The 22,444-nt window shown below is 37.7% G+C and carries 22 protein-coding genes; 8 read left to right on the plus strand and 14 right to left on the minus strand.

Going from position 1 to position 22,444, the window contains the following annotated elements:
- From OQZ33_RS13150 to OQZ33_RS13165, 4 genes are all read left to right on the plus strand, one after another.
- The coding region (locus OQZ33_RS13150) for a sensor histidine kinase (RefSeq protein ID WP_265799479.1) at positions 1-820 on the plus strand (820 nt) is incomplete at its 5' end.
- Positions 821-1,196: 376 nt separating this feature from the next.
- Positions 1,197-1,856 carry a recombinase family protein gene (locus tag OQZ33_RS13155; RefSeq protein WP_265799480.1) on the plus strand — a complete coding sequence of 220 codons (660 nt, stop codon included), beginning with the start codon at positions 1,197-1,199 and terminating at the stop codon, positions 1,854-1,856.
- Positions 1,857-2,097: 241 nt separating this feature from the next.
- A complete protein-coding gene (locus OQZ33_RS13160; protein WP_265799481.1) occupies positions 2,098-3,189 on the plus strand; it encodes a ligand-binding sensor domain-containing protein in 1,092 nt (363 codons plus the stop codon).
- Positions 3,190-3,779: 590 nt separating this feature from the next.
- Positions 3,780-4,637, plus strand: coding sequence for a DUF5694 domain-containing protein (locus tag OQZ33_RS13165; RefSeq protein WP_265799482.1), 858 nt, complete (start codon positions 3,780-3,782; stop codon positions 4,635-4,637).
- Positions 4,638-4,980: 343 nt separating this feature from the next.
- Here the strand turns inward: OQZ33_RS13165 and OQZ33_RS13170 are convergent, their stop codons facing one another.
- The 3 genes from OQZ33_RS13170 to OQZ33_RS13180 form a co-directional block, all read right to left on the minus strand.
- Positions 4,981-6,219, minus strand: a complete 1,239-nt coding sequence (locus tag OQZ33_RS13170; RefSeq protein WP_265799483.1) for a PepSY-associated TM helix domain-containing protein — start codon at positions 6,217-6,219, stop codon at positions 4,981-4,983.
- 55 nt (positions 6,220-6,274) lie between these two features.
- Positions 6,275-8,647: a TonB-dependent receptor gene (locus tag OQZ33_RS13175; protein ID WP_265799484.1), complete on the minus strand. Its 2,373-nt coding sequence runs from the start codon at positions 8,645-8,647 to the stop codon at positions 6,275-6,277.
- Between the two features lie 347 nt (positions 8,648-8,994).
- On the minus strand, positions 8,995-9,495 hold the full coding sequence (locus tag OQZ33_RS13180) for a hypothetical protein (RefSeq protein ID WP_265799485.1): 501 nt from the start codon (positions 9,493-9,495) through the stop codon (positions 8,995-8,997).
- Between the two features lie 455 nt (positions 9,496-9,950).
- Here OQZ33_RS13180 and OQZ33_RS13185 point away from each other — a divergent pair, with 455 nt between their 5' ends.
- Complete coding sequence (locus OQZ33_RS13185; protein ID WP_265799486.1) at positions 9,951-10,724, plus strand: SDR family NAD(P)-dependent oxidoreductase; 774 nt, start codon at positions 9,951-9,953, stop codon at positions 10,722-10,724.
- Between the two features lie 59 nt (positions 10,725-10,783).
- On the plus strand, positions 10,784-11,701 hold the full coding sequence (locus OQZ33_RS13190) for a helix-turn-helix domain-containing protein (protein ID WP_265799487.1): 918 nt from the start codon (positions 10,784-10,786) through the stop codon (positions 11,699-11,701).
- A 73-nt stretch (positions 11,702-11,774) separates the two neighbouring features.
- Here OQZ33_RS13190 and OQZ33_RS13195 read toward each other — a convergent pair whose 3' ends face one another.
- The 10 genes from OQZ33_RS13195 to OQZ33_RS13240 all read right to left on the minus strand — a co-directional run bounded on the left by OQZ33_RS13195 (position 11,775) and on the right by OQZ33_RS13240 (position 20,387).
- A complete protein-coding gene (locus OQZ33_RS13195; protein ID WP_265799488.1) occupies positions 11,775-12,071 on the minus strand; it encodes a S41 family peptidase in 297 nt (98 codons plus the stop codon).
- A gap of 8 nt (positions 12,072-12,079) precedes the next feature.
- Positions 12,080-12,505: a S41 family peptidase gene (locus tag OQZ33_RS13200; protein ID WP_322975060.1), complete on the minus strand. Its 426-nt coding sequence runs from the start codon at positions 12,503-12,505 to the stop codon at positions 12,080-12,082.
- 112 nt (positions 12,506-12,617) lie between these two features.
- The gene (locus tag OQZ33_RS13205) at positions 12,618-12,839 is read right to left on the minus strand and encodes a hypothetical protein (protein ID WP_265799489.1); all 222 of its coding nucleotides are present in this window, start codon (positions 12,837-12,839) and stop codon (positions 12,618-12,620) included.
- A 340-nt stretch (positions 12,840-13,179) separates the two neighbouring features.
- On the minus strand, positions 13,180-14,532 hold the full coding sequence (locus OQZ33_RS13210) for a DUF4932 domain-containing protein (RefSeq protein ID WP_265799490.1): 1,353 nt from the start codon (positions 14,530-14,532) through the stop codon (positions 13,180-13,182).
- A gap of 644 nt (positions 14,533-15,176) precedes the next feature.
- Entirely contained in the window at positions 15,177-15,923 is a 747-nt protein-coding gene (locus tag OQZ33_RS13215; RefSeq protein WP_265799491.1) for a glucose 1-dehydrogenase, read from the minus strand.
- 83 nt (positions 15,924-16,006) lie between these two features.
- Positions 16,007-16,918, minus strand: a complete 912-nt coding sequence (locus OQZ33_RS13220; RefSeq protein ID WP_265799492.1) for a helix-turn-helix domain-containing protein — start codon at positions 16,916-16,918, stop codon at positions 16,007-16,009.
- A 416-nt stretch (positions 16,919-17,334) separates the two neighbouring features.
- A complete protein-coding gene (locus OQZ33_RS13225; protein WP_265799493.1) occupies positions 17,335-18,489 on the minus strand; it encodes an MFS transporter in 1,155 nt (384 codons plus the stop codon).
- A gap of 69 nt (positions 18,490-18,558) precedes the next feature.
- Positions 18,559-19,140, minus strand: coding sequence for a TetR/AcrR family transcriptional regulator (locus tag OQZ33_RS13230; RefSeq protein ID WP_265799494.1), 582 nt, complete (start codon positions 19,138-19,140; stop codon positions 18,559-18,561).
- Between the two features lie 254 nt (positions 19,141-19,394).
- Positions 19,395-19,904: a hypothetical protein gene (locus OQZ33_RS13235; protein ID WP_265799495.1), complete on the minus strand. Its 510-nt coding sequence runs from the start codon at positions 19,902-19,904 to the stop codon at positions 19,395-19,397.
- Between the two features lie 66 nt (positions 19,905-19,970).
- Positions 19,971-20,387 (minus strand): lysozyme inhibitor LprI family protein, encoded by a 417-nt coding sequence (locus OQZ33_RS13240; protein ID WP_265799496.1) that lies wholly within the window; start codon positions 20,385-20,387, stop codon positions 19,971-19,973.
- A gap of 479 nt (positions 20,388-20,866) precedes the next feature.
- Here OQZ33_RS13240 and OQZ33_RS13245 point away from each other — a divergent pair, with 479 nt between their 5' ends.
- A complete protein-coding gene (locus OQZ33_RS13245; RefSeq protein WP_265799497.1) occupies positions 20,867-21,226 on the plus strand; it encodes a response regulator transcription factor in 360 nt (119 codons plus the stop codon).
- Here OQZ33_RS13245 and OQZ33_RS13250 read toward each other — a convergent pair.
- On the minus strand, positions 21,223-21,450 hold the full coding sequence (locus OQZ33_RS13250; protein WP_265799498.1) for a LuxR C-terminal-related transcriptional regulator: 228 nt from the start codon (positions 21,448-21,450) through the stop codon (positions 21,223-21,225). The two genes, OQZ33_RS13245 and OQZ33_RS13250, sit on opposite strands and share 4 nt — an antisense overlap.
- A 518-nt stretch (positions 21,451-21,968) precedes the next feature.
- On the opposite strand from OQZ33_RS13250, the gene OQZ33_RS24495 reads away from it, so the two are divergent.
- Positions 21,969-22,259 carry an SdpI family protein gene (locus tag OQZ33_RS24495; RefSeq protein WP_416338753.1) on the plus strand — a complete coding sequence of 97 codons (291 nt, stop codon included), beginning with the start codon at positions 21,969-21,971 and terminating at the stop codon, positions 22,257-22,259.
- Positions 22,260-22,444: the final 185 nt, after the last annotated feature.

Below are 22,444 nucleotides of genomic sequence, written 5' to 3' on the forward strand. Positions count from 1 at the left end.
CGAAGTGCAAAGCGGAAAACTATTATTAGATGAACGGTTTATATATGGAGGCCTCTGGCGCAGCATTTATTTTATCCTGCTAGCCTCCGGTTATTATTCCCTTATCAATTACCTAAAAGAGCGGGATAAGAGAGAATTATCTGAAAAAAGTTTCCTTGTCGGGCAGCTAAAAGCCAAACAAACACAGATAGAACTGCACCATAGCAAAAATGCATTTCTCCGTGCCCAGATCAATCCGCATTTCCTTTTCAACACCATTAGTTTCATTTACAGCAAGATCCATAAAAGCGATCCCAAAGCCGGCAAAGCACTTGCGCTGCTATCCAGGATCATGCGATATGCCCTGCGCAGCGGCAACGAACCATCACTGATCAAAATATCAGACGAACTGCAGCAGATCAGAAACCTTATTGCCCTATGGGAAATGCGCCAGGAGGGCGAGCCAACAACTTTCCTTTTGGAGATCGAAGCGCGTGCCGAGCAGCATGAGTTCATTCCTCTGGTCTTGCTCACGCTGGCAGAAAATATGTTCAAGCATGGAAACCTCAGTCATTCGGATTATCCCGCAACACTGAATATCCAAAGAGACGAGATCTGCCTCTACATTCAAACCCGTAACCTGGTCAATACCGGGCTGAATGACAGCGGAGACCATACCGGACTGCAGAACATCAGGCAGCGCTTGCTGCTCAGCTACGGACCACAGGCACACATCGAGCATTATACACTTGGAGATCAATATATCGTGAAGATAAAGACACCACTCGAGATTCCATCTTCACAGGATCCCTTTTTAAACCACGTTACAGGTACAGAATAAATATAAGAAACAATTATATGATGATTATGAGAAGGCTAAAAATAACATATCAACAAGCTATTCGACATTTAGCTAATTAACTTTTCGCTCGAAAGTATACCGGCATGCAATAAAAAAAGACCAAGCCATGGAAGGCGGGTTTTACTTTGTCAACAATACGGGCCGTCAAATGAGTTCTAGCGCGGTTATCATGCCGTTAAAAAAATAAAACGTTAATGCTTTCTATAATGGTGGCAGCAGAATATATAAAGCTCTATTGGCTACTATAATAGCAAGCAATAATAAATATTTCATCTAAAATAAACGGTGGTTTTATAAGATTTTAAAATCTGTCTAGGATTTAATCAATATTCTAAAACCCCAGCTTCCCAAAAACTTGTATCACAAAACAAAGTTTATTAAATTTACAAAGAAGGGTTTTAGTGATACAATAATGAAGATCGGATACGCTAGAGTTTCTACTAAAGAACAAAATTTATATTTGCAAATTGAAGCACTCGAAAAAGCGGGGTGTGAAATCATTTTCAGAGAAACAATTTCTGGAGCAACAAAAGTTCGCCCAGAACTTGATAGAATGATTAGCCAGTTTCGAAAAGGTGATGAATTGGTTGTTTGGAAATTGGACCGTTTGGGAAGAAGCTTAAAACATATAATTGATTTAGTTTTAAGATTAAGTGAAGAAGGAATTATTATCAAAGGTTTAACCGATGGAGTTGATACATCAACAATTAATGGTCGCCTTTTTTTAAATATCATGGCTTCGTTAGCTGAATATGAAAGGGAATTGATCAGAGAAAGAACAAAAGCCGGCTTAGAATCCGCGAGGGCAAGAGGCCGTACGGGAGGCAGGCCGAAAGGTTTTACCAAAGACACGATTTCCAAATTGTTGGTTATGCGCTCAGTGTATAAAGATTTCGATAAAACTCCTGAAGAAATCTATAAAGGACTACAATTAACTAGAGCAAGATTTTACCGCTATTCAAAGATCCTAGACACTTACAATAACGAGGAAATAAAAAACATGCAGAAAAAATAAAAACCATTATTTTATTACCTTTACTAAAGCTTAAAAGATAAGCTCTTTATTGTTCTAAATAAAAATCATCCCAAGATTTATTAGCCAAATGTCGTGTGAAACGACTATAAACGTTTAAAACGCTTATTTACGATAACAAAATTTATAAACAAAACAGCTGAAACAACATCAAGGCGCGGGTTCTAAAAAAGGTGTTGCGTAAATCTAGATGTTGTGCGTCATACTAAAAGACACCGTTACAATGAAAGTGAAAATATATAATCAAAACATTTTTATCCTTTTATGGACATTATTTATTGTTGTAACAATCTCTTGCAATAATCAAAGTCAATCAAATAAGGAAAATCAGATAGTACAGACTAAAGCTGACAGTAAATTATTGAAATACACAACTGGGGTTCGGTCATTTTTAGAGGATAGTAAAGGAAATGTTTGGTTTGGTAGTGGCAATGAAGGAGTGTGTTTGCTTCAAAATGGGAAGTTTCAATATTTCACAACAGAAAACGGGTTAAGTAATAATCAGATAAGAAATATTTATGAAGATAAAAATGGTATAATATGGTTTGAATGTGGCAGAGGATTAAGTATATATGATGGACAAAAAATGTCTATTTACAAAGAAAGGAATTACGATTCAACAACACAATGGCAATTAGGAGATAAAGATATTTGGTTTAAAGGCGATGAATTAGAAGGCTACAACAAACTTGAAAAGAATCCAGGAGTGTATCAGTATGATGGAAAAAAACTTTCCTATCGCACATTTCCTGTTACACCAAAATCCGAAGTTGAGCGTAGGTTTCATTATGCAATTTCAACACCTTTTTTAAAAGGTAAAAATGGCACGATTTGGTTTGGAGCCTACAAAGCGTTAGTTGGATATAATGGCTCAGATTTTAAAATAATAACTGATGAATATCTTGGGCTAAATGGAGAAAATGGTTCTTTGCATATTCGGAGCATCTTGGAAGACAGCAAAGGAAATCTTTGGATTGCTAATAATGGAAGCGGTGTTTTAAAGTATGATGGAAATGAAATAATTAATTTCACAACACAACAAAAATTACAAAAGGAGAACACCAAAGGCAGCTCACTTGAGAGAGCTTTTTCCATTGGAGAGGATGCTTCAGGAAATATTTGGTTTGGGACTGTAGAATCTGGGGTATGGAGATATGATGGCAATTCCGTTAAAAATTTTACTAAAGACGATGGACTTGAGAGCAAACACATTTGGGAAATATATAAAAGCAAACAAGGAGAATTGTGGTTTGGAGGCGCCAATCCAAGTGGCGTATATATTTTCAATGGAAAGTCTTTTGAAAGAAAATATTAAAAGTACGAACGCACAACATCGGTTTGGCAATATGGCGGGGAAAGTGCTTTTATGAAACATTTATGCAAGGTTGAACTTTAGTAATTCTTTTCGATATTTGTGCTAAAAGTCCGCCACATCGCCAAGCCGAAAACCGTTGCAAGCATTACCAAATAATGAATTGCGATAGGCCAAGAATTTATATTTAAATTTTGTCTCGCGAAACGAACTTTTAATTTGCTATTATATTATCATTTACTCATTATCAAAAACTAAAAATTAAATTTGATTAATGAAATGGCTTATGATAATATAGGAAAAAAGCGGAGTACTTTAGGACAATAGTAGGCGACTCTGCTTACTATAATATTCTCAAGCCCTACCTTCTGGAACTTATTAAATAACTAGGAAATAGTGATAATCTAAAACGAGAATTTTAAGCTAGGGTTATAAAGACATAAAAGCTTTTTAATATCATATTTGGCATGATATTCCCTGCTGCCTTAATTTATATTATTGTGAATAATTAAGAACATAATTATACAAAGGCTATCAATTAAATACCTGTAACAAATAATAATATCAATGCTCTAAGGATCAAAATTGAAAAGATGAAATTAAAGTTTACACTACTCATTTGCTTGATAGCAACCTCGCTAGTAAATTATGCCCAAACTTCCAAGACTGACATCCTTATTTTGGGTTCAGATCACTTAGGGCAAATATATAAGAAAGAATTTCCCACAACAGATGTATTTATGCCACAGGCGCAGAAGTCTGTAATAGATTTCACTAATTCGGTAACGGCTTATCGGCCTGATATGGTATGCGTTGAGATACTACCAAAATACCAAGGAGAAATTGATAGTCTCTACTCACTATACTCACGAAACAAGCTTGATTTCAAAAGTTTGGAGGATGGAAGAAGTGAAGTGTACCAAATCGCCTTTCGTATAGCTAAAGAAATGAAGCTAAAGAAGATTTATTGCGTAAATGCTCCCGGTGGCACATCACAAAGCATCCTAGATAATGGTGATAACATCGAAATATACAAAAAAGAAGGATTAGAATTAAGAGCGTATGCCGTTGAGAAACTGACCCAACTACAAAAAGGGACAATAAGTTTCAAAGACTATCTTCATTTTGGAAATCAACCAGAGATTGCTCAGAAAGTTTATCATTTAAGATATGTTACTCCGTCAAGAGTTATTAATGGACGGTTTAAAAACCCTGATTCAATGATTGACACAGCCTACGTAAATCCCAAATACATTGGTGCAGAATTAACTTCAGTTTTTAAGAATCGAGATTATAAGATTTATTCTAATATTGTTACGGGTCAAATGGAAGCAAGATCTAAAAGAATTTTACTAGTTATTGGAGTAGCACACATAGGCTCTTTAAAAAACATATTGAGGGATGATAGTGAATATAATATCATTGACATTCGAACCTATTTAAAAAAATAGCTTTATACCATAATTTACAAAGAAGGCTTGTTACAGTACAAGCCTTATCTTTGAATCATTATGAAAAAATTAAACGTAATTTTTATATAAAAAACGATCTTGTCTTTCTAATTCTGGCAGATAAGTACATTTTTGTGCGTTTGCGCCAAAGCATCAATATTCCCAAAAAACGGTCGAATTTTGATAGGCCAATAGATATTCATTATGAATAGTTTATCTCAAAAAAGGAAAGTATTCCTCCTACTATATTGTTCTTTCAGCTCTAAGGTTAGCTGCACCAAAAACCGCGAAGAAAAAATCTTTAAAAAAATGAACAAATAATTCTGATAAGAATAAATTTAATTTATTCGGCCCCATCAACTTGACTCTTTCTATATACTTTCTTGCTTCTCTTACCCCATTTCCTGTTATACCAGATAATAAAACCAGTTATTGGAAGACTTGCCCCGATAATACAGGCTATGAACGCGATTATTTTAGTTGGCAAACCGAGGATTTGTCCGGTATGAATATCGAAGTCCATCCGGTAGATCTTTTCGCCTAAGGACAAGCTACTATAAGGCCTGGCTCTTTCACCTTTACTCAATAATTCCTTGCCTGAGATTTTGTCAAAATAATGTACAGCATTGTTGTAAATAAGCGTTCCGTCCCCGAACTGGACCATCACCTGATAGGAATCATTTGATTTTTCGGGAAAATCGATAGAAATTTTACCATAGCGGTCTCCATATTTCTGATGCATCCTATCCCATATTTTGTCTTCAATATTTACCGAATGGGTATCTACAGTAGTGATGGTGTCCGATGTTGGTGGATCATAGGATTTTTCTGCCGGTGCCCGCCAGGTAAGAGTGCGGAAGACGCCATGTTCAAACCATCGAAAAGTAAACATAATCCCCGTTATGGTCAGCAGCATAACGAAAAGCAATGAATAAAAGCCGAAAACATTATGTAAATCGATATTTAAGCGCTTCCATCCGGCAGACCATTTTACCCTGAAACTTTTTTCCCTTGTTTTTTTTGTCCACTTGAGCGGGAACCACCAGATAAGACCAGTGATCATGGTTACCACGAATATGATACAGGCAGCGCCCACTATTGGGCTGCCAACTTTCTGCGGAAGCCATAGGAAGCGGTGGCCAGCCCGGATGAAAATAAAAAACTTTTCTGCTGGCGCAGCTTCGGATTTATCCTTTAAAATCTCTGCAGTGTAAGGATTAACATACAACTGAGCAAAAGTGGATGTATCGGGGCGATAAAAAATCAGTGCCGACTTACCTGGCTTACTATAATTGATACCTGTGATTTCCGCACCCTTCAATCCTTTTTTGTCAAAATAATCCTGAACCTTTTTTTCTATTGCTGAGGGAGTTAGATAAGGCTTGTCAAGAGCAATAACCCGCTGATAAGGCTCTGTAAAATACCAGGTTTCATACCTCCAGGTCCAGATTCCGCCAGTGAGGCAAACAACGAATACGATCACTCCTGAAATTAATCCGAGCCAGAGGTGTAGCCATTCAGAGACCTTTCTGAATATTGACTTTTTTGATTTTTTGGTTACGTTTGATTTGGCTTTAAGCATGAGATAGAAATTAGCGCAGCCATTTTGTTAAATGGCTGCGCTGTTGGAACATTAATTAAAATTTAAAACTGATGTTCGCCAGATACTGTCTCAAGGTTTCCGGTATGCCATAATTTGTCCAGTATTTTTCATTGGAGATGTTGTTGGCCTTAATGCTTAATCTCCATTTGGGCTGATCATAAAATACGGACGCATTGATTACCGTATATTTTGGAATAACAATGGTGTTTTCCGCATCAAAAAAGTTATCAGACACATAGTTGCCACCAAATCCGAGTCCGATGTTTTTGAGGGTTTGCCCAGTAAATTTATAACTTACCCAAATGTTGGCATAATCCGTTGGCGTTTGCGCTTGGTAATTGCCCACGTTCGCAGCGGCATTGATGATGCGGTAACTGTTTTTGGCATAACCTGCAACAATATTCAATCCAGATATTGGATTGGCGATCACTTCAGCCTCAAATCCTTTACTTTTTGAAGTTGCATCCTGAATGGTGATACCATTGACCAAACGGGTATCGTTAGTAATTTTTATGTCGTAATAACTTAATGTTGCATTCAGTTTTTTACCAAAGGCTTCCACTTTAACACCACCTTCCCACTGATTTGCCTGGCGAGGTTTCAGGATGTCTATCGTTCCGGTTGGCTGCGTCACCGGACCGTTGTTCTGGAAACCGTTCATATAGTTTCCAAATAATGACAATTGATCTTTCACAACCTGATAACTCAAGCCAAGTTTTGGAGAGAAAGCCGTCTGGTTAAAGGATCCTGTGGTTGCCTTTACACCGTTTGAGATTGGTGCTGCATTTTCAAAACGGTCCACACGAAGGCTCAACATGGCATTTAACCGGTCTGTAATGCTCAACACATCAGATGCATAGGCGCTGTATGAGCCCTGTTTGTTCGTGGTGTTGGTCTGACTGGTTGAAGTGGCTATTAAAGCACTTATTTTTTCAGAATTTAGTCCCGGAATCACTTGAGAAGTGTTCAGGTTGATTCTATCATATACACCAAGGTTGGTGAATCTTAAGGAACTTCTGAATGTATAGAAATTAACTCCTGCCAATAAGCGGTTTCTCATACCTGCAAGCTTAAAATCACCATTGAAGTTTTGCTGACCATTTAATGAAGTAAAAATCCGGGGACCATAATTAAATATTGCACGGTCAAATATATTATCTGAAATCCACTGCGGATATATCTGGCTACTGTGATCTATCTGGTTTTCTCCATAAGAGATACTGGTAGTCGAGGTCCATTCTTCTGAAATCCTATACTTTCCTTCGGCGAATATATTAGTTGATTTTAAAGACGCATCAATGTCTGCTCCGCCAAGAGAAGTCTCAAACCCAATTGGAATGTCCCTGAAGTTTTTATAACCCGTTCTGCCCAGATTCTGGTAGTATGCTACCGTTGAACGGTTGGTCTGATTGAATTCTCCTTCAAAAAGGAAAGATAAACGGTCACTCACTTTATAGGCAAAACTTGGCGCAAAAGTATACATGCGCTTATACCCGAAATTTTGAAATGAATTTTCACGATGTGCTGCTGCATTTATCCGCAGGAGCGCTGTTTTATCTTTATTCAATGGGGTATTTATATCAGCGGTCAGCCGGCTAAGTTCATAACTACCAAGCGTCACTCCTACTTCTCCCGCCAGACTATCAAAGGGTTTTTTGGTTACCTGATTGATTAGTCCACCGAAACTAACTATACTTGAACCAAACAAGGTTGCCGATGGGCCTTTGATTACTTCAACCCTCTCCAGATTAATAGGGTCGGTTTGGTAAGACTGTACTGCTAAACCATTTCTAACCGTTGTAGTTGCATTGAAGCCCCGTATAGTGGCACCTGTTCCTCCAGCGGGATTATTGTTTGGCGCAATGCCTGGGACATTTCTTAATGATTCCTTGAAATCTACAACGACCTGTTCGGCAATCAGTTCTTTCCCTACTGAGGTATAAACCTGAGGATTCTCCAGATTATCCAAAGGCATTCTGGCAACATATTCTGATTTTTTATTGGCAAACTTATTGGTTTTAAAAGACATGATATTTACGGATTCAAGTTGTCCGGAAGTTTCAGTCAGCGTAAAGATCATGGTAGTATTCTGACCAGATATTACAGCTGTTTCCTTTATCTGGGCCTGTAAGCCAACAGATTTTGCAGTGACCGTATAATTTCCTGCAGGAAGCCTGTTGAATCTGAATTCCCCTTTTTCATTTGTTTGAGTAGATCGATTCAAAGGTGAAATGGCGATCGTTACGGCAGCCGCTGCTCTTCCATCGGAAGTCTTTACCGTTCCCACAAGAGCAGATAGTTGCGCCTGAGCGCTCAGTGAAGCAAAAACCAGAAGTAATATAATGACGCTAAAGTATTTGAATATAGATGTTTGAACTGTTTTGTCCGGGAAAGTAAAAAGATTCATAACGAAGAGTTTGGATTAAATTTTCGCAAACATAGTTATTATTTAGAATAAAACTAAATAAAAACTGCGATAGTTTTTGTCCATATATATGAGACATTAATGTAGTACAATATAATTCGCTTAGGTGGAGATTACTGGTTAGCCTTACCAAGTCAAAAATAAGATACATTAGTGTCCATGAAAATCTCTCGCCATTACTCGAGCTTTGTCGAGCAAAATTAATCCTTTCTATATTTGTCTCACAAAACGAAGGTATTGATTTACTAACCCATCTACGACTCGAGTTAAAATTGCAATACGCTCCAATACAATGAGGAATAAGCGTGGTAACTAACATTGAAAAGCCACTAGTTTTTAAAATCCTTTTTAAATTCAATTCGATATGCTTCACCATTAGAATTGCTCAGATTAGTAATGGAAGTTGGCGTTTCTGGCCCGATCAGTTGGCCTAAATTGATTGGCATTTCCTTAATCAATAAACTATCCGTTTTAACTAGCGTTCCCCTAGCTTCTTTATAATTGTTTATTTGACATGAAACTATAGGTTTAGCAATCCACATTATACTGCTCCATCTATGAGTATGAATGGGTTCAGATTTTTTGCTGTCAAGTGCTACCATCAAAACACGAACATTGCTGTCTTCATAAACCAGTCTATGATTTTTTGGTGCTGCTACCATGGCATCTAGGCTATCGGGCCACCTCCACTTTGCTGACGCTGAACGGGTATCCGCTAAAGTTTCGCGTGCTATTTCCTGAGATTTCATAGCGTCAGTGCTATATTTTAATAAGAAAAAAACTACTATTCCACCAACTAATAAACCCAAAATAAATTGACCGAATTTCATAAATGAAGTTTTAAAGATTGATTTTCAACTATTTAATCATTGTAACTAAAACCTAAATATACTCAATCTTGCTTGCAATATCTGCAAGGATCAGTTACTAATAAATTAAAGATATCTACTAAACATCACTTACGATTTGCTTCAAATTTAAAAAATTGCAAAAATTTTCTGAGGGCTGACCTTAGTTGATTAAAGTGTCTCCCGCCTTTACTATTATTTAGCCTTTTAATGTGAATAAGAAATATAGGTTGGAACTTTACAGTTGTCTCAAAAAATCAGGAATAAAATAACACCGCTTATTCCCTAGGGAAAGAAACAATAAACTGGTATTTTGCAAATAGGAATATAGCCATGTTGTATTTACCTCTATACGGCTTCAAGATTCCTTGATTTGGATACACCTAAATCTTTCTCAATTTTCAGATTTGCTATATAAATTATAATCAATTAAAATTATGCTAGTAAATAAAAAGAAAGTAGCACTGGTATCAGGTGCTAATACAGGAGTTGGCTTCCAAATTGCCAGGGCGCTTACTGAAAATGGTTATAGGGTATATGTCGGTTCACGTGATCTTCAAAAAGGAGAAAGTGCTGCTTCAGAAATTGGCGGTAATGCAGAAGCGGTACAGTTAGACATCACTGATTCTGACTCCATTGTTTCGGCAGTCAAAATTATTGAAAATGAATACGGATATTTGACATTACTTGTAAATAATGCTGCCATTTCACATGTCGGTCAATCCGGAAGGACAATGGAAGAAGTCCTAGGTGCGCAGCGTGCAAGCATTGTGCCTATAAAGGAGTTGAAAAATGTTTGGGAAACCAACGTCTTCGGTACTTTATCCCTAACACAGGCCTGTCTACCCTTGTTGCACCAAGCGCATACTGCCAGAATTGTGACGGTATCGAGTGCTTTGGGCTCGCTTGGCATCAATTCAGATCCTGATAACCCATACCGGTTTGCATTTGATGCTGCTTATGGGGCTTCCAAAACAGCACTTAATGGCATATTTCTGTCTCTTTCCATAGATCTGGAAAAGACAAATATCAAAGTTCATCTGGTGAGCCCGGGCTTTACAGCAACGGCACTCAACAATTTTCAGGGAACGGATAGCGTGGAGGAAGGATCTATCGAACCCATTAGAGTAGCGCTTGCCGAAGATCTGCCGACAGGAAGTTTCACAGGACCATCCAATGCGAGCGGCAAAGACAACAAACTCCCCTGGTAGTATTTAATTTAGAAAAACCTGTGATGAAAGTTATTACAGGTTTTCTGTATATTCAAAATATGAAGACTAAAGATGATAAATTGATCCGTTTTATATCCATATCAGAAAGTCACAAAGCTTTCGGCTTGCCTGCACCACAACATCCTTTGGTAAGCCTGATCCACTTCAATGAAAACAATCCATTCAATATGGAGATGGCACCCATATATGATGTGGTAAATTTTTATAAGATCACCTTTATCACAAAAAACAGCGGCAGACTGAAATATGGACAGGATTACTATGATTTTGACGAGGGCAGCATGTTGTTTTTAGCACCTAATCAACTGGTAGGAAGTACCGATTACAATAGCAAAACTTATTGCTACATACTACTGATACACCCCGATTTTTTACTGGGTCATCCGCTGGCAAAAAAAATAAAGCAATACGGCTATTTTTCCTATTCTTCCAGTGAAGCGCTGCATCTTTCATCAAAAGAGCGGGAAGTTATTCTTTCCATTTACGACATCATGCAACAAGAGTTGAACAATGGGATAGATGAATTTAGCCAGGAGGTAATTATTGCGCAGATCGAACTGATGCTAAGTTATGTCAACAGATTTTACAAACGCCAGTTTATCACGCGAAAAGCAGTCAATAGTGACCTGTTGGAAAAAACAGAAAAAATTATAGATGGATACCTCAATCAGCAATCCCTCAAACTGGGCCTACCGACTGTAAAATATATTGCTGATCAACTCAATATCTCACCTGGTTATTTAAGTGATATGTTGCGTTCACTTATTGGTAAAAGTGCACTGCAATATATACACGAAAAGTTAATTGATAAGGCAAAAGAGAGATTAACGACTACGGAGCTGTCTGTAAGTCAAATTGCTTATGAACTAGGATTTGAACATTCCCAAAGCTTCAGCAAATTATTCAAGACAAAAACCAATCAAAGTCCAATGGAGTTTAGAAAGTTATTCAATTAGATTTGCTGGTGAAAAGGCTTAGCTGGCAGAAACAAAATCGTTTCAAAAAATGAAGCTTATGTCGCTTAAAAAATTAATTTTTAGATGTTTCTGATTCGATAAACTTTACTGCCTCCTGAATATTAGCGTCGGACATCAGGTTTTCAAAATTATCCTGTTTGGAGATGACAATATCAGGAACTATGTAAGGGTAGTAATTTCCATCTCTATCGCTGTCATAACCTGTCGGTAATGCGATCAGCGACCCAAATGGTAAAGGCCATGTAACATTACCTGTGGTGTATCCGGCCGTATTCCCACCTATAAAAATAGTATTTTCCTTACCCTTAAAAGCAAGTGCGGTTACCTCACCAGAGCTTCCGGTGAACATTCCTGTGATTACCGCCACCTTTCCTGATCAAGTAACCTTCCGCTCGGTGTAATAGCTGCAATGGTTTGTGATTTCTGAATATAGCTTCCATCTACTAGTTTGAATTTCCTGACGGATTTCTTATTCTCATCGAGTTCACCCCATATCTCATTGTTCCCCAGCAGGTCGTACAAAGCTAAAAGCATTGGGGCAGAGTTGCCACCCGTATTTAATCTCAAATCAATTATCCAGCCTTCCAACTTATGACTTGATTTAATTCTTGAAATCCAATCATACAACGGCTGAGCAATCTTACAAATATTTTCTGCAGAATTATCTGAAAAAACCATTCCAGGTATCATGACGTAGCCGAACTTATCGTCAATGACCTTGACTTCAAAAGATGGCTTACTGTCATATTTTTTTTTCCATTCAACAGATATAACTCTTTGGATATTGCTTTTCTACTAGCAGTATATCTATCATCGCCCCTGTACACCAAGCAGTTTGTGGCATTAATCTTATCAAAAACATGAGTTATTCTTTTAGGGACCCTTCGAAAGTATTTTAAGATTCAAGATTTTTATAAGTATCACTTTCAACGGATTTCCAGTCAACTTTTTTTCGGTCTAAGTAACCGACCTTTAACGTTTTAAAAAGTGCTTTGTAAAATATACCGATACTATCAGCTGTTTCAATGAGTGAGTCACTATTTTTTTTTGTCACAGTTTGAGTAACACCAGAAAGGTAAGTAAATACGAGGAAAAGGATAATAATTGAAACTCTCATAAGTCAATGTTTTTTGTAAGACGAGAAATCAATCTAACAGGTTCAATATAAATAAGAATTTGTCTTCGGTATAAGTTTAACCAAACACGCAGAATCTGAAGAAGCGTGAGAAGATTAATGGAGTCTCCGCTCTTGGCTTTTTTTGGTGTTGTTCTATCTACACCGGCCCCGTTGGCGACAACGTTTTGCGTGAGATCAAGTTCAAACATAATAGAATTGCTTTGCGATAGATCGAGCGAATTTAAAGGTTATACGTTGCATCACCCAGGATTAATGGCGATATCATTCATAAAGATCAATAGTCTATTGCGCAATATGGGTTGCGTTTTTTGCTATAATTTTATGGTGTGGTATTGAAGCTGACCACAAAATTTTTAATTGGCACTTGATCAACTGACTTGAATGACCGGCCACTGAGCTCAAACTCATATTCTTTTCCTTTTTCCAGCGCAGTTTCTAAAATTATTGACGTATTATCTTTGGAATAGCTTACCTTACTAATCTTTGGGAAGGCGTCTTTCCCTTTATCGGTGAGGTTTATGGAATAACCTTTGCCGAATAGCGGCCTGTCAAAATTGATGGTAATGGAATGGATTGCCGGATCAACATTTTTACTATTATTGGCAAATTCATCTATTGAGGTCACTTTTGGCCTTTGTTGTTCAAATCTATTTTGGTAAACAGAGATATTTTGGGCATAATCATGATATGCCAGTATAAGGTTAGGCAGGTAACTTTCCAACGTCGGATATCTATCCCGCTGTTGATCATATTTCTCCAGTTCTATTAAAAGCTCATTAATCCAAAGAAAACCCCGATCGAGTTGTTCTAAAATCTCACGATCGATAGCCTGCTTATCGAAGCTGTGATCTTTCATATACTTAATTACCGCCGCCCGTACAAGTGCCTCGCTGATCATCGTTTGCCAACCTGCATAAGCCTGTCCACTCATTTGTTCCTGAACCGCTTTGTAAATGACCTGTCCATTCTTCTCAAAACGGGACGGATTCTGGTCAGTGAGATAATTCACAAAACTATGGTTAAATTCATGTAACAGCGTCGGAAAATAATCCCTTAGATCAAATCTGGCCATTCCTGTGCTGTCTATAGTCCAAGTTCCCATAATGGCATATACCTCACGTTTTCCATCTTTATAAAATATATCGGGGCCATAATTTCCTCCACCATTCCCAACCCCATTGATAATAATAAATTTCTCTTTCGGTGACTTGCCATAAAAATCCTTATACCAATTTAGATCAAGCTGGTCATAAATAGTCAGAAAACGTTGACTTACTTCCTTATAAATATCGGCATTCGCCTTAAAAAAAACATCCGCCCTGGAGTCTTTATAAAACTTTCCCAGCAGCCGGATAAACTCCTGTGCCTTTTCCATTTTCCATCGTTTTTCAGGAACAGAATCTGAAAGCTTCACCAACGGCTTAAAGCCAGGGGCTGGGCCTAAATGCACCGCCATTTTCATCACCGCATCATAGCCAATGCCATTTTCTTTACGAATCTTTTTAATATAGGAAATCAACTCATGATTTTTATAAGCACCAAAGTGTCGTTCAATATTATCTGTATAACGTTTGAATTGCGTAGAACTGAATTCCTGTGCACCGGCCAGCCTAAATACGATACTTAACAATTCTACCCGCTCATCCACCCTGGGTTTTGCGAGAATTGTCACCCCCTGCGCAGCTAAATTTGAAGAAGCAATAGAAAAAAATAATAAAAAGGATATTGATATACGGAAAGGAAAATTCAAATTCATGCGAGGACTAAAAGATTGCGATCATTAGTTAAATAACTTTACTAAGTTAAAAAAAGGATTTAACATCTTTATCTGACATTACATTATTGGTTGACTAATTTATTATCAGTTATTAATTATATTTTACCACCTTTCTACTACCTAACCGTATTAAAGATAAAAAGCATGTGTAAAATCGAAACTAGCTGGCATCTCCCATAGGAGCCTGCCTTGTTTTATCTGCTCCCCTGTCACGCCCTCAATTTCATATCTACTTTTCCTTGAAATTTAAAGAATACGGGTGATGTTCCAACAATCTTGTGATTTAAGCAATAAGTTCATTTATAAATTCTTGCTATAACCCTTATATGTATATATCGAATTTTGTAGCTTTCGTTTTCCAAAGCACACTTAGGCCTATCTCCCCCAACTTACATCTGAAGTCAGTTTCTATAAATATTTCATGGTAACTTTTGTTGCCCCCTTAACAAAAGCAAACGCCTTGCTTTTGTAATATAAAAAGGCTCTCTCAAAATGAGGAAGCCCTTTGTTAATCTATCAAACTTTATTTTATTGAAGATCTATTGAATACTCATTCCACCATCTATTACTTGTTCCGTCCCGGTTAGAAAGGATGATTCATCAGATGCTAAAAATACCACAAGGTCACTAACTTCACTCGCATCCGCCATTCTTCCCAGAGGCGTAACATCTGCTGCCCCACTTCCATCTTCTCCAGTCGCTTCAACCATCATTGGGGTTTTGATATATCCGGGATGCACTGAATTGGCTCTGATATTTTCTTTACCATACTCAACCGCTGCTGCCTTTGTCAGACCTCTGACAGCAAATTTACTGCCCGTGTAGGCCAGGCTCGGATATCCGGGAATTGCTACTATTCCGGCAACTGAGGAAATGTTTACAATGGAACCTACACCAGCCTTCTGCATCGAAGGTATAGTATATTTCATTCCATAGTAAACAGCATTTTGATTGATCTCAATCACCTTCAGATATTCTTCTTCCGTAATTTCAGTTACCTTCTTTATAGGTCCTAAAATTCCTGCATTGTTGACTAAAACATTGATCGGTCCAAACTTTTCCTCGCCTTTCGCGACAACATCTTTCCATTGCTGCGTATCGGAAACGTCGTGTTTAATAAAAAACGCATTTTCGCCTAAGTCATCTGCGATCTTTCTTCCCCTGTCCTCATTCAGATCGGTAAGTATTACCTTCGCTCCTTCTTGAATAAATTTTCTTGCATGCGACTCCCCCATTCCTTGGGATGCACCTATAATTATTGCTGTTTTTCCTTCTAATCGTTTCATACTAATTAAATATTTGTGATAACATAAAATTAGCGATTGATCTTCTCCTATTACTTACCAGAAATTGGAGAAACTTTATCATTTTATGGATTAATCAAATTATGGTGTGTCCGGAACGAAATGGGTGTCTCACCTGTCTGCTTTTTAAAATAACGGCTGAATGATTGAATATTGGTGAATTCAAGATGATCAGCGATTTGACTGATGGAATCCCGGGGATCCGACAAACGAACTTTGCATTCAGACAGCAGCGCCATATTGATGATTTCTGAAGGCGTTTGATGAAACTGACTTTTAACAATTTTGTGAAGGTAATTCGTTGTGATATTCAGCTCCTGAGCGTAAAATTCGATGTTTCTGAAAGTCAGGTAGTGTTTTGAGACAAGCTTTTTGAAGTCATATCCTATCTGTTCTTCACGGGGTTGGTGGATGCTGTTTCTGTTTTCGATATACCGGTTTACTAAAAAATCACTTTCATTAATCAGGGCCAAAAGAATACTTTTAGCGGAATAGATCCATCGTTCATTGTCCGCTTCTGATACAATTAAAAAATCAAGTGTTCTCGTAAACAGTGTATTCATTTTCGAGTGATCCTCTTCAGTAAGCACAACCTGAGAACCGAACTTATTTTTCAGAAAAGAGTTGGGTGCAATTGAAAAGAAACTTTCGAAAAGATAATCCATAAACTTTTTCGTAAACAGTACAAACATCCCCTTCGTACCAGCCTCTATTGTGATCACTTTTACATTTTGTTCAGGACGATAGATCAATAATGAACGCTTATCTACCAAAAAATTCTGGTAATCCACTTCAATCATGATGCTTCCGGAATTGATAATTCCATAGGCAAAGTAGTGCGGTTTCATTTCAAAAGGCTCAAAAATCTCCGGTACATCTGTCAGATACAGGAAATCATCTGAAATACTCCAGTCGAGCTTTCTGTAGTTGATGATATTCCTGATCGTATACTCCTTGATTTTATCCTTTGCTTCCATTGATTTAAGTTATCAAATTTATCGCAATGACACCTCATTTTCAAGCAATCTATTATTTAGTAGCCTTGATGCAAATTTGTATATTTCTTGAATGATTAAATTCAGATGAAAACGTTTCGACCAAATCCTGAACAGAACATTGGGGCTCAGTAATGGTGTCTGATCTTTGTTAATAAAGCCAAAGCTGCAGAATTGATTATCCAATGTATTGAAGCCAAGTAATTTACATCATGACTAAAAAGCTATTAAAATAATTTGTAACCTTTAGAAGCGAAAACCAGTTATATTGAAGATTTAATTATGGTGCAGCTAAAGGTTCAGTCTCCTGCGCCAAAGCAAAAGGAGGAACGGAATAAATGGAACAGCGTTGAATGCTGAACCTTAAATTCGTAGCAGAATTGGATTGATACCACCTTCTAAGCCCTATCCAGCCAGGCTCTCCAGAAAATCATCAATATAGCCAATAGACCAAAACCCATTCCCACCCAGGGCGTAACGGCTATCCCATAATGACTGATGAACCAACCACCGGTTGCCGTACCGAGCGAAACTCCAAGATTTCCAAATGAAGTCTGGAGGCTATTTGCAAATTCCTTCGCATCCTGCGCCGCAGATACCATGTATCCAACCCCAATCAGGAAACAAGGTCCATACATGACTCCCCAAAAACCTACCACCAGCGAAATATTAAGAAATGAATGGGTTACATACTGAAATGCAAACGGCATCAGAAAAATACCTGAAAGGAAAACTAGCGTTGTACTGATCATATATTTACCTAATAGCCGGCCAGCCAAAAAATTAGATATCACACCCATTACGCCAAACAACAGGAGCATATAGCTGATTTGCGAATCCGTTAAGCCCATTGCTTTAGAAAGAAAATCTGCAAAATAACTATAAGCGCAAAACCACGCGGTGATTAGAAATAAATTCAACCCAGTTCCCGCAATAAACTTTGGCCTTTTGAGTATATTCAACTGGTTTTTGAACGACTTTACTTCAGTGTTCGGCATAGCAGGCAGTCCTTTATAAATAATTACCAAAGTGAACAAAATCACCATAGCCTGAATCACGTAACTGAATTGCCAGGCATAAATACTGGCGATAAAAGTGGTGAAGGGAATCAGTGTTACCTGCGCCAGCGCTATACCACCTATGATGATACTGGTCAGGCGCATCTGTATTTGAGGGGAAGTATCTTTGACTGCCGCAGCGATGGCCATCGAAAAAAAGGCCGGATGTAAGATGGTCGGCAAAATCCGCAGAACCATCAGCAGCCAGAACGGAGGGCTGAAAGCCGAGCCCACATTGGAAACCAAAAATAATCCCAATGCATAAAGCATGATTTTCTTTTTATCAAACCGCGAGGCATATAAAACCATAAATGGTCCCGTCAACGCAATAGTCAAGGCGAACAAGCTCAATAAATAACCTGCCGTACCAATACTAAGATGATAATACGCCGCTATTTGCGGCAAAATGCCAATGACCCCAAATTCAGTACTGATAATTCCGATAACGCCCAGACATCCGATGTAGGCCACTTTTTTATTTACACTTAAATTCATATTAAACCGATCAGTTTAAAAAAGATTAAAAAAATATTTATTGTTGATTATTTTTAAAAAAAGGAAACCCTATGCTTTAACCATGCTGATCAAGTTCTCAATCATATCATAAACCGCCTTTCTGTTTTTATTCAAAGCATAATTTTTAAATAGTGCACTGGAGGAAGCTGCAAAAAAATCAGCTGTCAGTTTAGCATCCACGTTATTTCTAAGGGATCCCTGGGCCTGCCCGGCTAATAAAATATTATAATAGATTCCCTCAATCTTCTTCTCACTGCTCAACAGTACCCGCCTGACATCTTCATCGCCTGGCGATATTTCAAAAGCCATCTTAACAGCCAGGCAAGTCCTCCCTTCCCTGATACTCTGGTCAACCGCAAGCCTGAACATTCTCCTTAAGTTTTCGATTGCATCAGTATTAGCCCCCCCGGTAATGGCCGCATATTCAGCCACTTTACCTTTCAGGTACTTGGTCAGGCATTTGATCAGCAACTCTTTTTTATCCCCGTAAGTAGGATAAATACTGCTGCGATTAATACGCATCTCCCGCTCCAGGTCAGTGATAGAAGTGACATGATACCCTTGCGTCCAGAAAAGTTCCAGCGCTATATCCAGTTTTTGCTCGTAATCAAATTCTTTATTTCTTCCCATGATGCTACAAAGATATATTTTAAACTGATCAGTTTAAAATAATAACCAAATAAAATATAGCTCATTTATTGATCTTCACTTTTAGTGTCAAAAATTAAACTGTCAGACTTTCAATCTCCTTTCTTCTCCTCCATCGTTGGTTTCCATGGAGTGAAGAATCAGGCTAAGCGTTTTAACCAGGGAGCCAGATTCAGCCAATGGAAAGATCTCTAATCCTCCCAAATAAAGCCAAATCAAAACTAACTTCTCTTATCTCATTTGCAGTAATAAGTCTCAAAGTGCCCTTTAAAATCAATATTCTGTTCCGTCCATTTCACATTAACCTGGCCGCTCACCTTATCCGCTGTGATGGAACTAATGGTAATAATGGTTTGTTCAGAAGAGAATAATGAACCATTCTGACCGCTTGGGTCGCCAGGATCATTGACCAGGATATAAGTATCGTTGCCCGAAAATGTCCCTGTTTTTTTAGGCACCGTCAGGCGTATCGAAAAATCATTCAATGGAGAGCTACAGTTTTTAGATTGATCTCCTGCCAGGTATATACTGAACAGGTCTTCGGGACGGTAGTTGTTCATACCAAATTTTGTATAACGCTCCAGTGTCACTTTTGCCGTAAAAGGCGATCCGTATAGCTTTCCTGTAATTACCCTGGGCACATCTACTTCGGGAGGGGTTTGCGCTTCCTTTTTCTTACAGCAAGTAAAGATACTGATGAGGAAGATTAGACAAAAGAATCGTCTTGAGAGCTGATAAAAAGTCATTGCAAGTGGAGTGTTAGGTAATAGTATAGGGGATTAATTAATACATATTTGAAAGACCGGAATGTGCTATGATTTCATCCTCACCGAGCCCAGGCAAACTTCACCTTCTTCGATTCCGGTGATCCATAAATTTAAAAATTTAATTCGGTCTCTGGTCAGCGTTTCCAGGTATATCGATTCGCACATGGGCGCCACCGAACCATAGGTTCCGCTGTTGGGGTATCTCGCGGCCAGTTCTGCATCACGAAGCTGGATCCAGAGCCGCTGTGCATTCCTGAATTTTTTAATAAAAGTAGTTTCCCTGACATAGCTTTTCAGGATTTTTTGGTACACGCCATTTAGTTCCGCATCTGCCTTTTTATAATCCGAATAGGCCTTCATATTCAGGGAGGTTTGTGACTGTGCAAAAGTCGTAGCGGTAAAGAGCAAAACCATAAAGACAGACGCCAACAGGAAAATCAAGGATTGGTAGAGGTTTTTCATGGGTTTGATTATTGATATTCGCAATCTAAACCCTAAAAAGATCCTTTTGTTTGAGTAACTTGCTTACCCTGCTTAGACATATCAATACATCTGGGTCTTCTCTCGCTAGGCCATCAAAAACTTACAACAAATCAATTGTTGTTGAGAAGGGGTCAATTTATCGATTTATTCATGTTGATGAAACCAAGGAATTTAGCTTATTTTGTCCTTCTGGGATCAACATTATTGAGAAAATGCTAAAAGAAAGAATAGTTTTATTTCCCGCACTATAGAAATGACAGAAATAAATAGCACCTCACCTGATAGCAATACCCTAGGAACAGTTGGTTTATTTTCACTAAAGCGAAAATCATTCACCATTATACCACACACTCTGGTGTAAGAAAGTTAGAGTTGATTAGTTCATTTCATTCATTGTATGATTTGCAAAACATTCCTTAAATAATGCTGATTTTACTATTACACACAAAATTAGTCTTATGGCAAAGAGAATAATAGTATTAGAAGATGATGAAGGCATAAGAGACGTTATGCATCTCATTTTATCAATGGAAGATTACGACACTACAAGTTATGATTCGGTCAACGCATTTAAAAACAGAGAAAGCATTCAGCCGGATCTTTTCATTTTGGATGTAATGCTGCCAGATGGAAACGGAATTGACGTCTGCAGAGATTTGAAAGGCTTAAATCACGTTACACCTATATTGATGATGAGCGCAAATGCATCAAGGAAGGATATTGAGCAAGGGTGTGCTGCCGATGGCTTTATTGAAAAACCTTTTGGTATTAATCAGGTACTTGATAAAGTGCGGAGCCTCATCGAAGGCATAAATTAAACAAGCAGCCCGGCTCTAAAAGCGAAAGCAACAAGCGCTGCGGTATTCTTAGTTTTAGTCTTCTGCATCAGTGCCACCCTATTACCTTCAATTGTTCGCCTGCTTGCAAAAATTCGAAGTGCAATTTCCTGATTTGTCAACCCTTCAGCAATCAGTTCTAGAATTAATCTCTCACGCTTGCTAATCATGATAAAAGGCTTGTCAATAATAAAATTGTTATGCATCTTTAAATGTAGTCAATAGACATTACCACATCATGAATTTACCTTATATTGAGTACAAACACGCTATAATAATTGAGTCATAGGTTCATTATCGATTTAGCTTTTGGTAGTAGCAATGTGTGTGATTTTTGTTTGCGTAGCTAAGGGTTGCTCTTTTCGCACGATGCAAAAAAGGTTGCGATCAAAATTATGCTGCTACTATATACTTCATTTGCTATGTTTTAAAAGATTTAATTTAAATATTTCATCGGTATGTACCCAACAGTATAATTGGACTTATTAAAAGGTTCAGTTTTTATAATTTAATGGTTTTCTTTTTGATAAGACGGAATCTTTCCTAAAGGTTATTTTTTTAAAAAGCGACGGTTTGCAAACTAACTCTTCATAACAGTAAGTTTAAAAGTAATTAACATTGCTATTTGCATTCGAAGGTTTTAAGTTTACATTTGATTATGCAGTTGACCCCAATATTTGTAGCAATAATCATAGCTGGTGTTGTCTTCTTCTTGGCCGGTATAATGATACTTATATTTCCTCCTAACAAGATAAACAATCTTTACGGCTATCGTACCAAAAATTCGATGAAATCTCAATCTTCGTGGAATTTTGCTCAAAAGTTCTCCGGGTGGGAAATTATTAAATCAGGAATCATATTGTTTATTTGTTCACTAGTTGGATTACAGTTCGATTTCAGCCAAAAATTTGAATTACTCGTTGGATTAAGCGTATTGATCGTTGTTGTTAGTATTTTTTTACTAAGAACTGAACAGGCAATAAAGAAACATGCCTTAACTGAAAAGCAACTATAAATAAATAGCATTGTTGAACAATGGTGGATTTTTGATAGACATGCTTTCATAAAATGTAATTCGATATATCGATAGCTGATGTATTGACACATTGCCCCACTTCTCATCATCCTTAAAGTAAACAGCAACATTAATGTATTAGAACTGTAATCTTGAATTAACTGTCACCCAAGGCCATAAATAGA

Origin of the sequence: Pedobacter sp. MC2016-05, from assembly GCF_026239735.1 — a bacterium.
Lineage (GTDB): Bacteria > Bacteroidota > Bacteroidia > Sphingobacteriales > Sphingobacteriaceae > Pedobacter.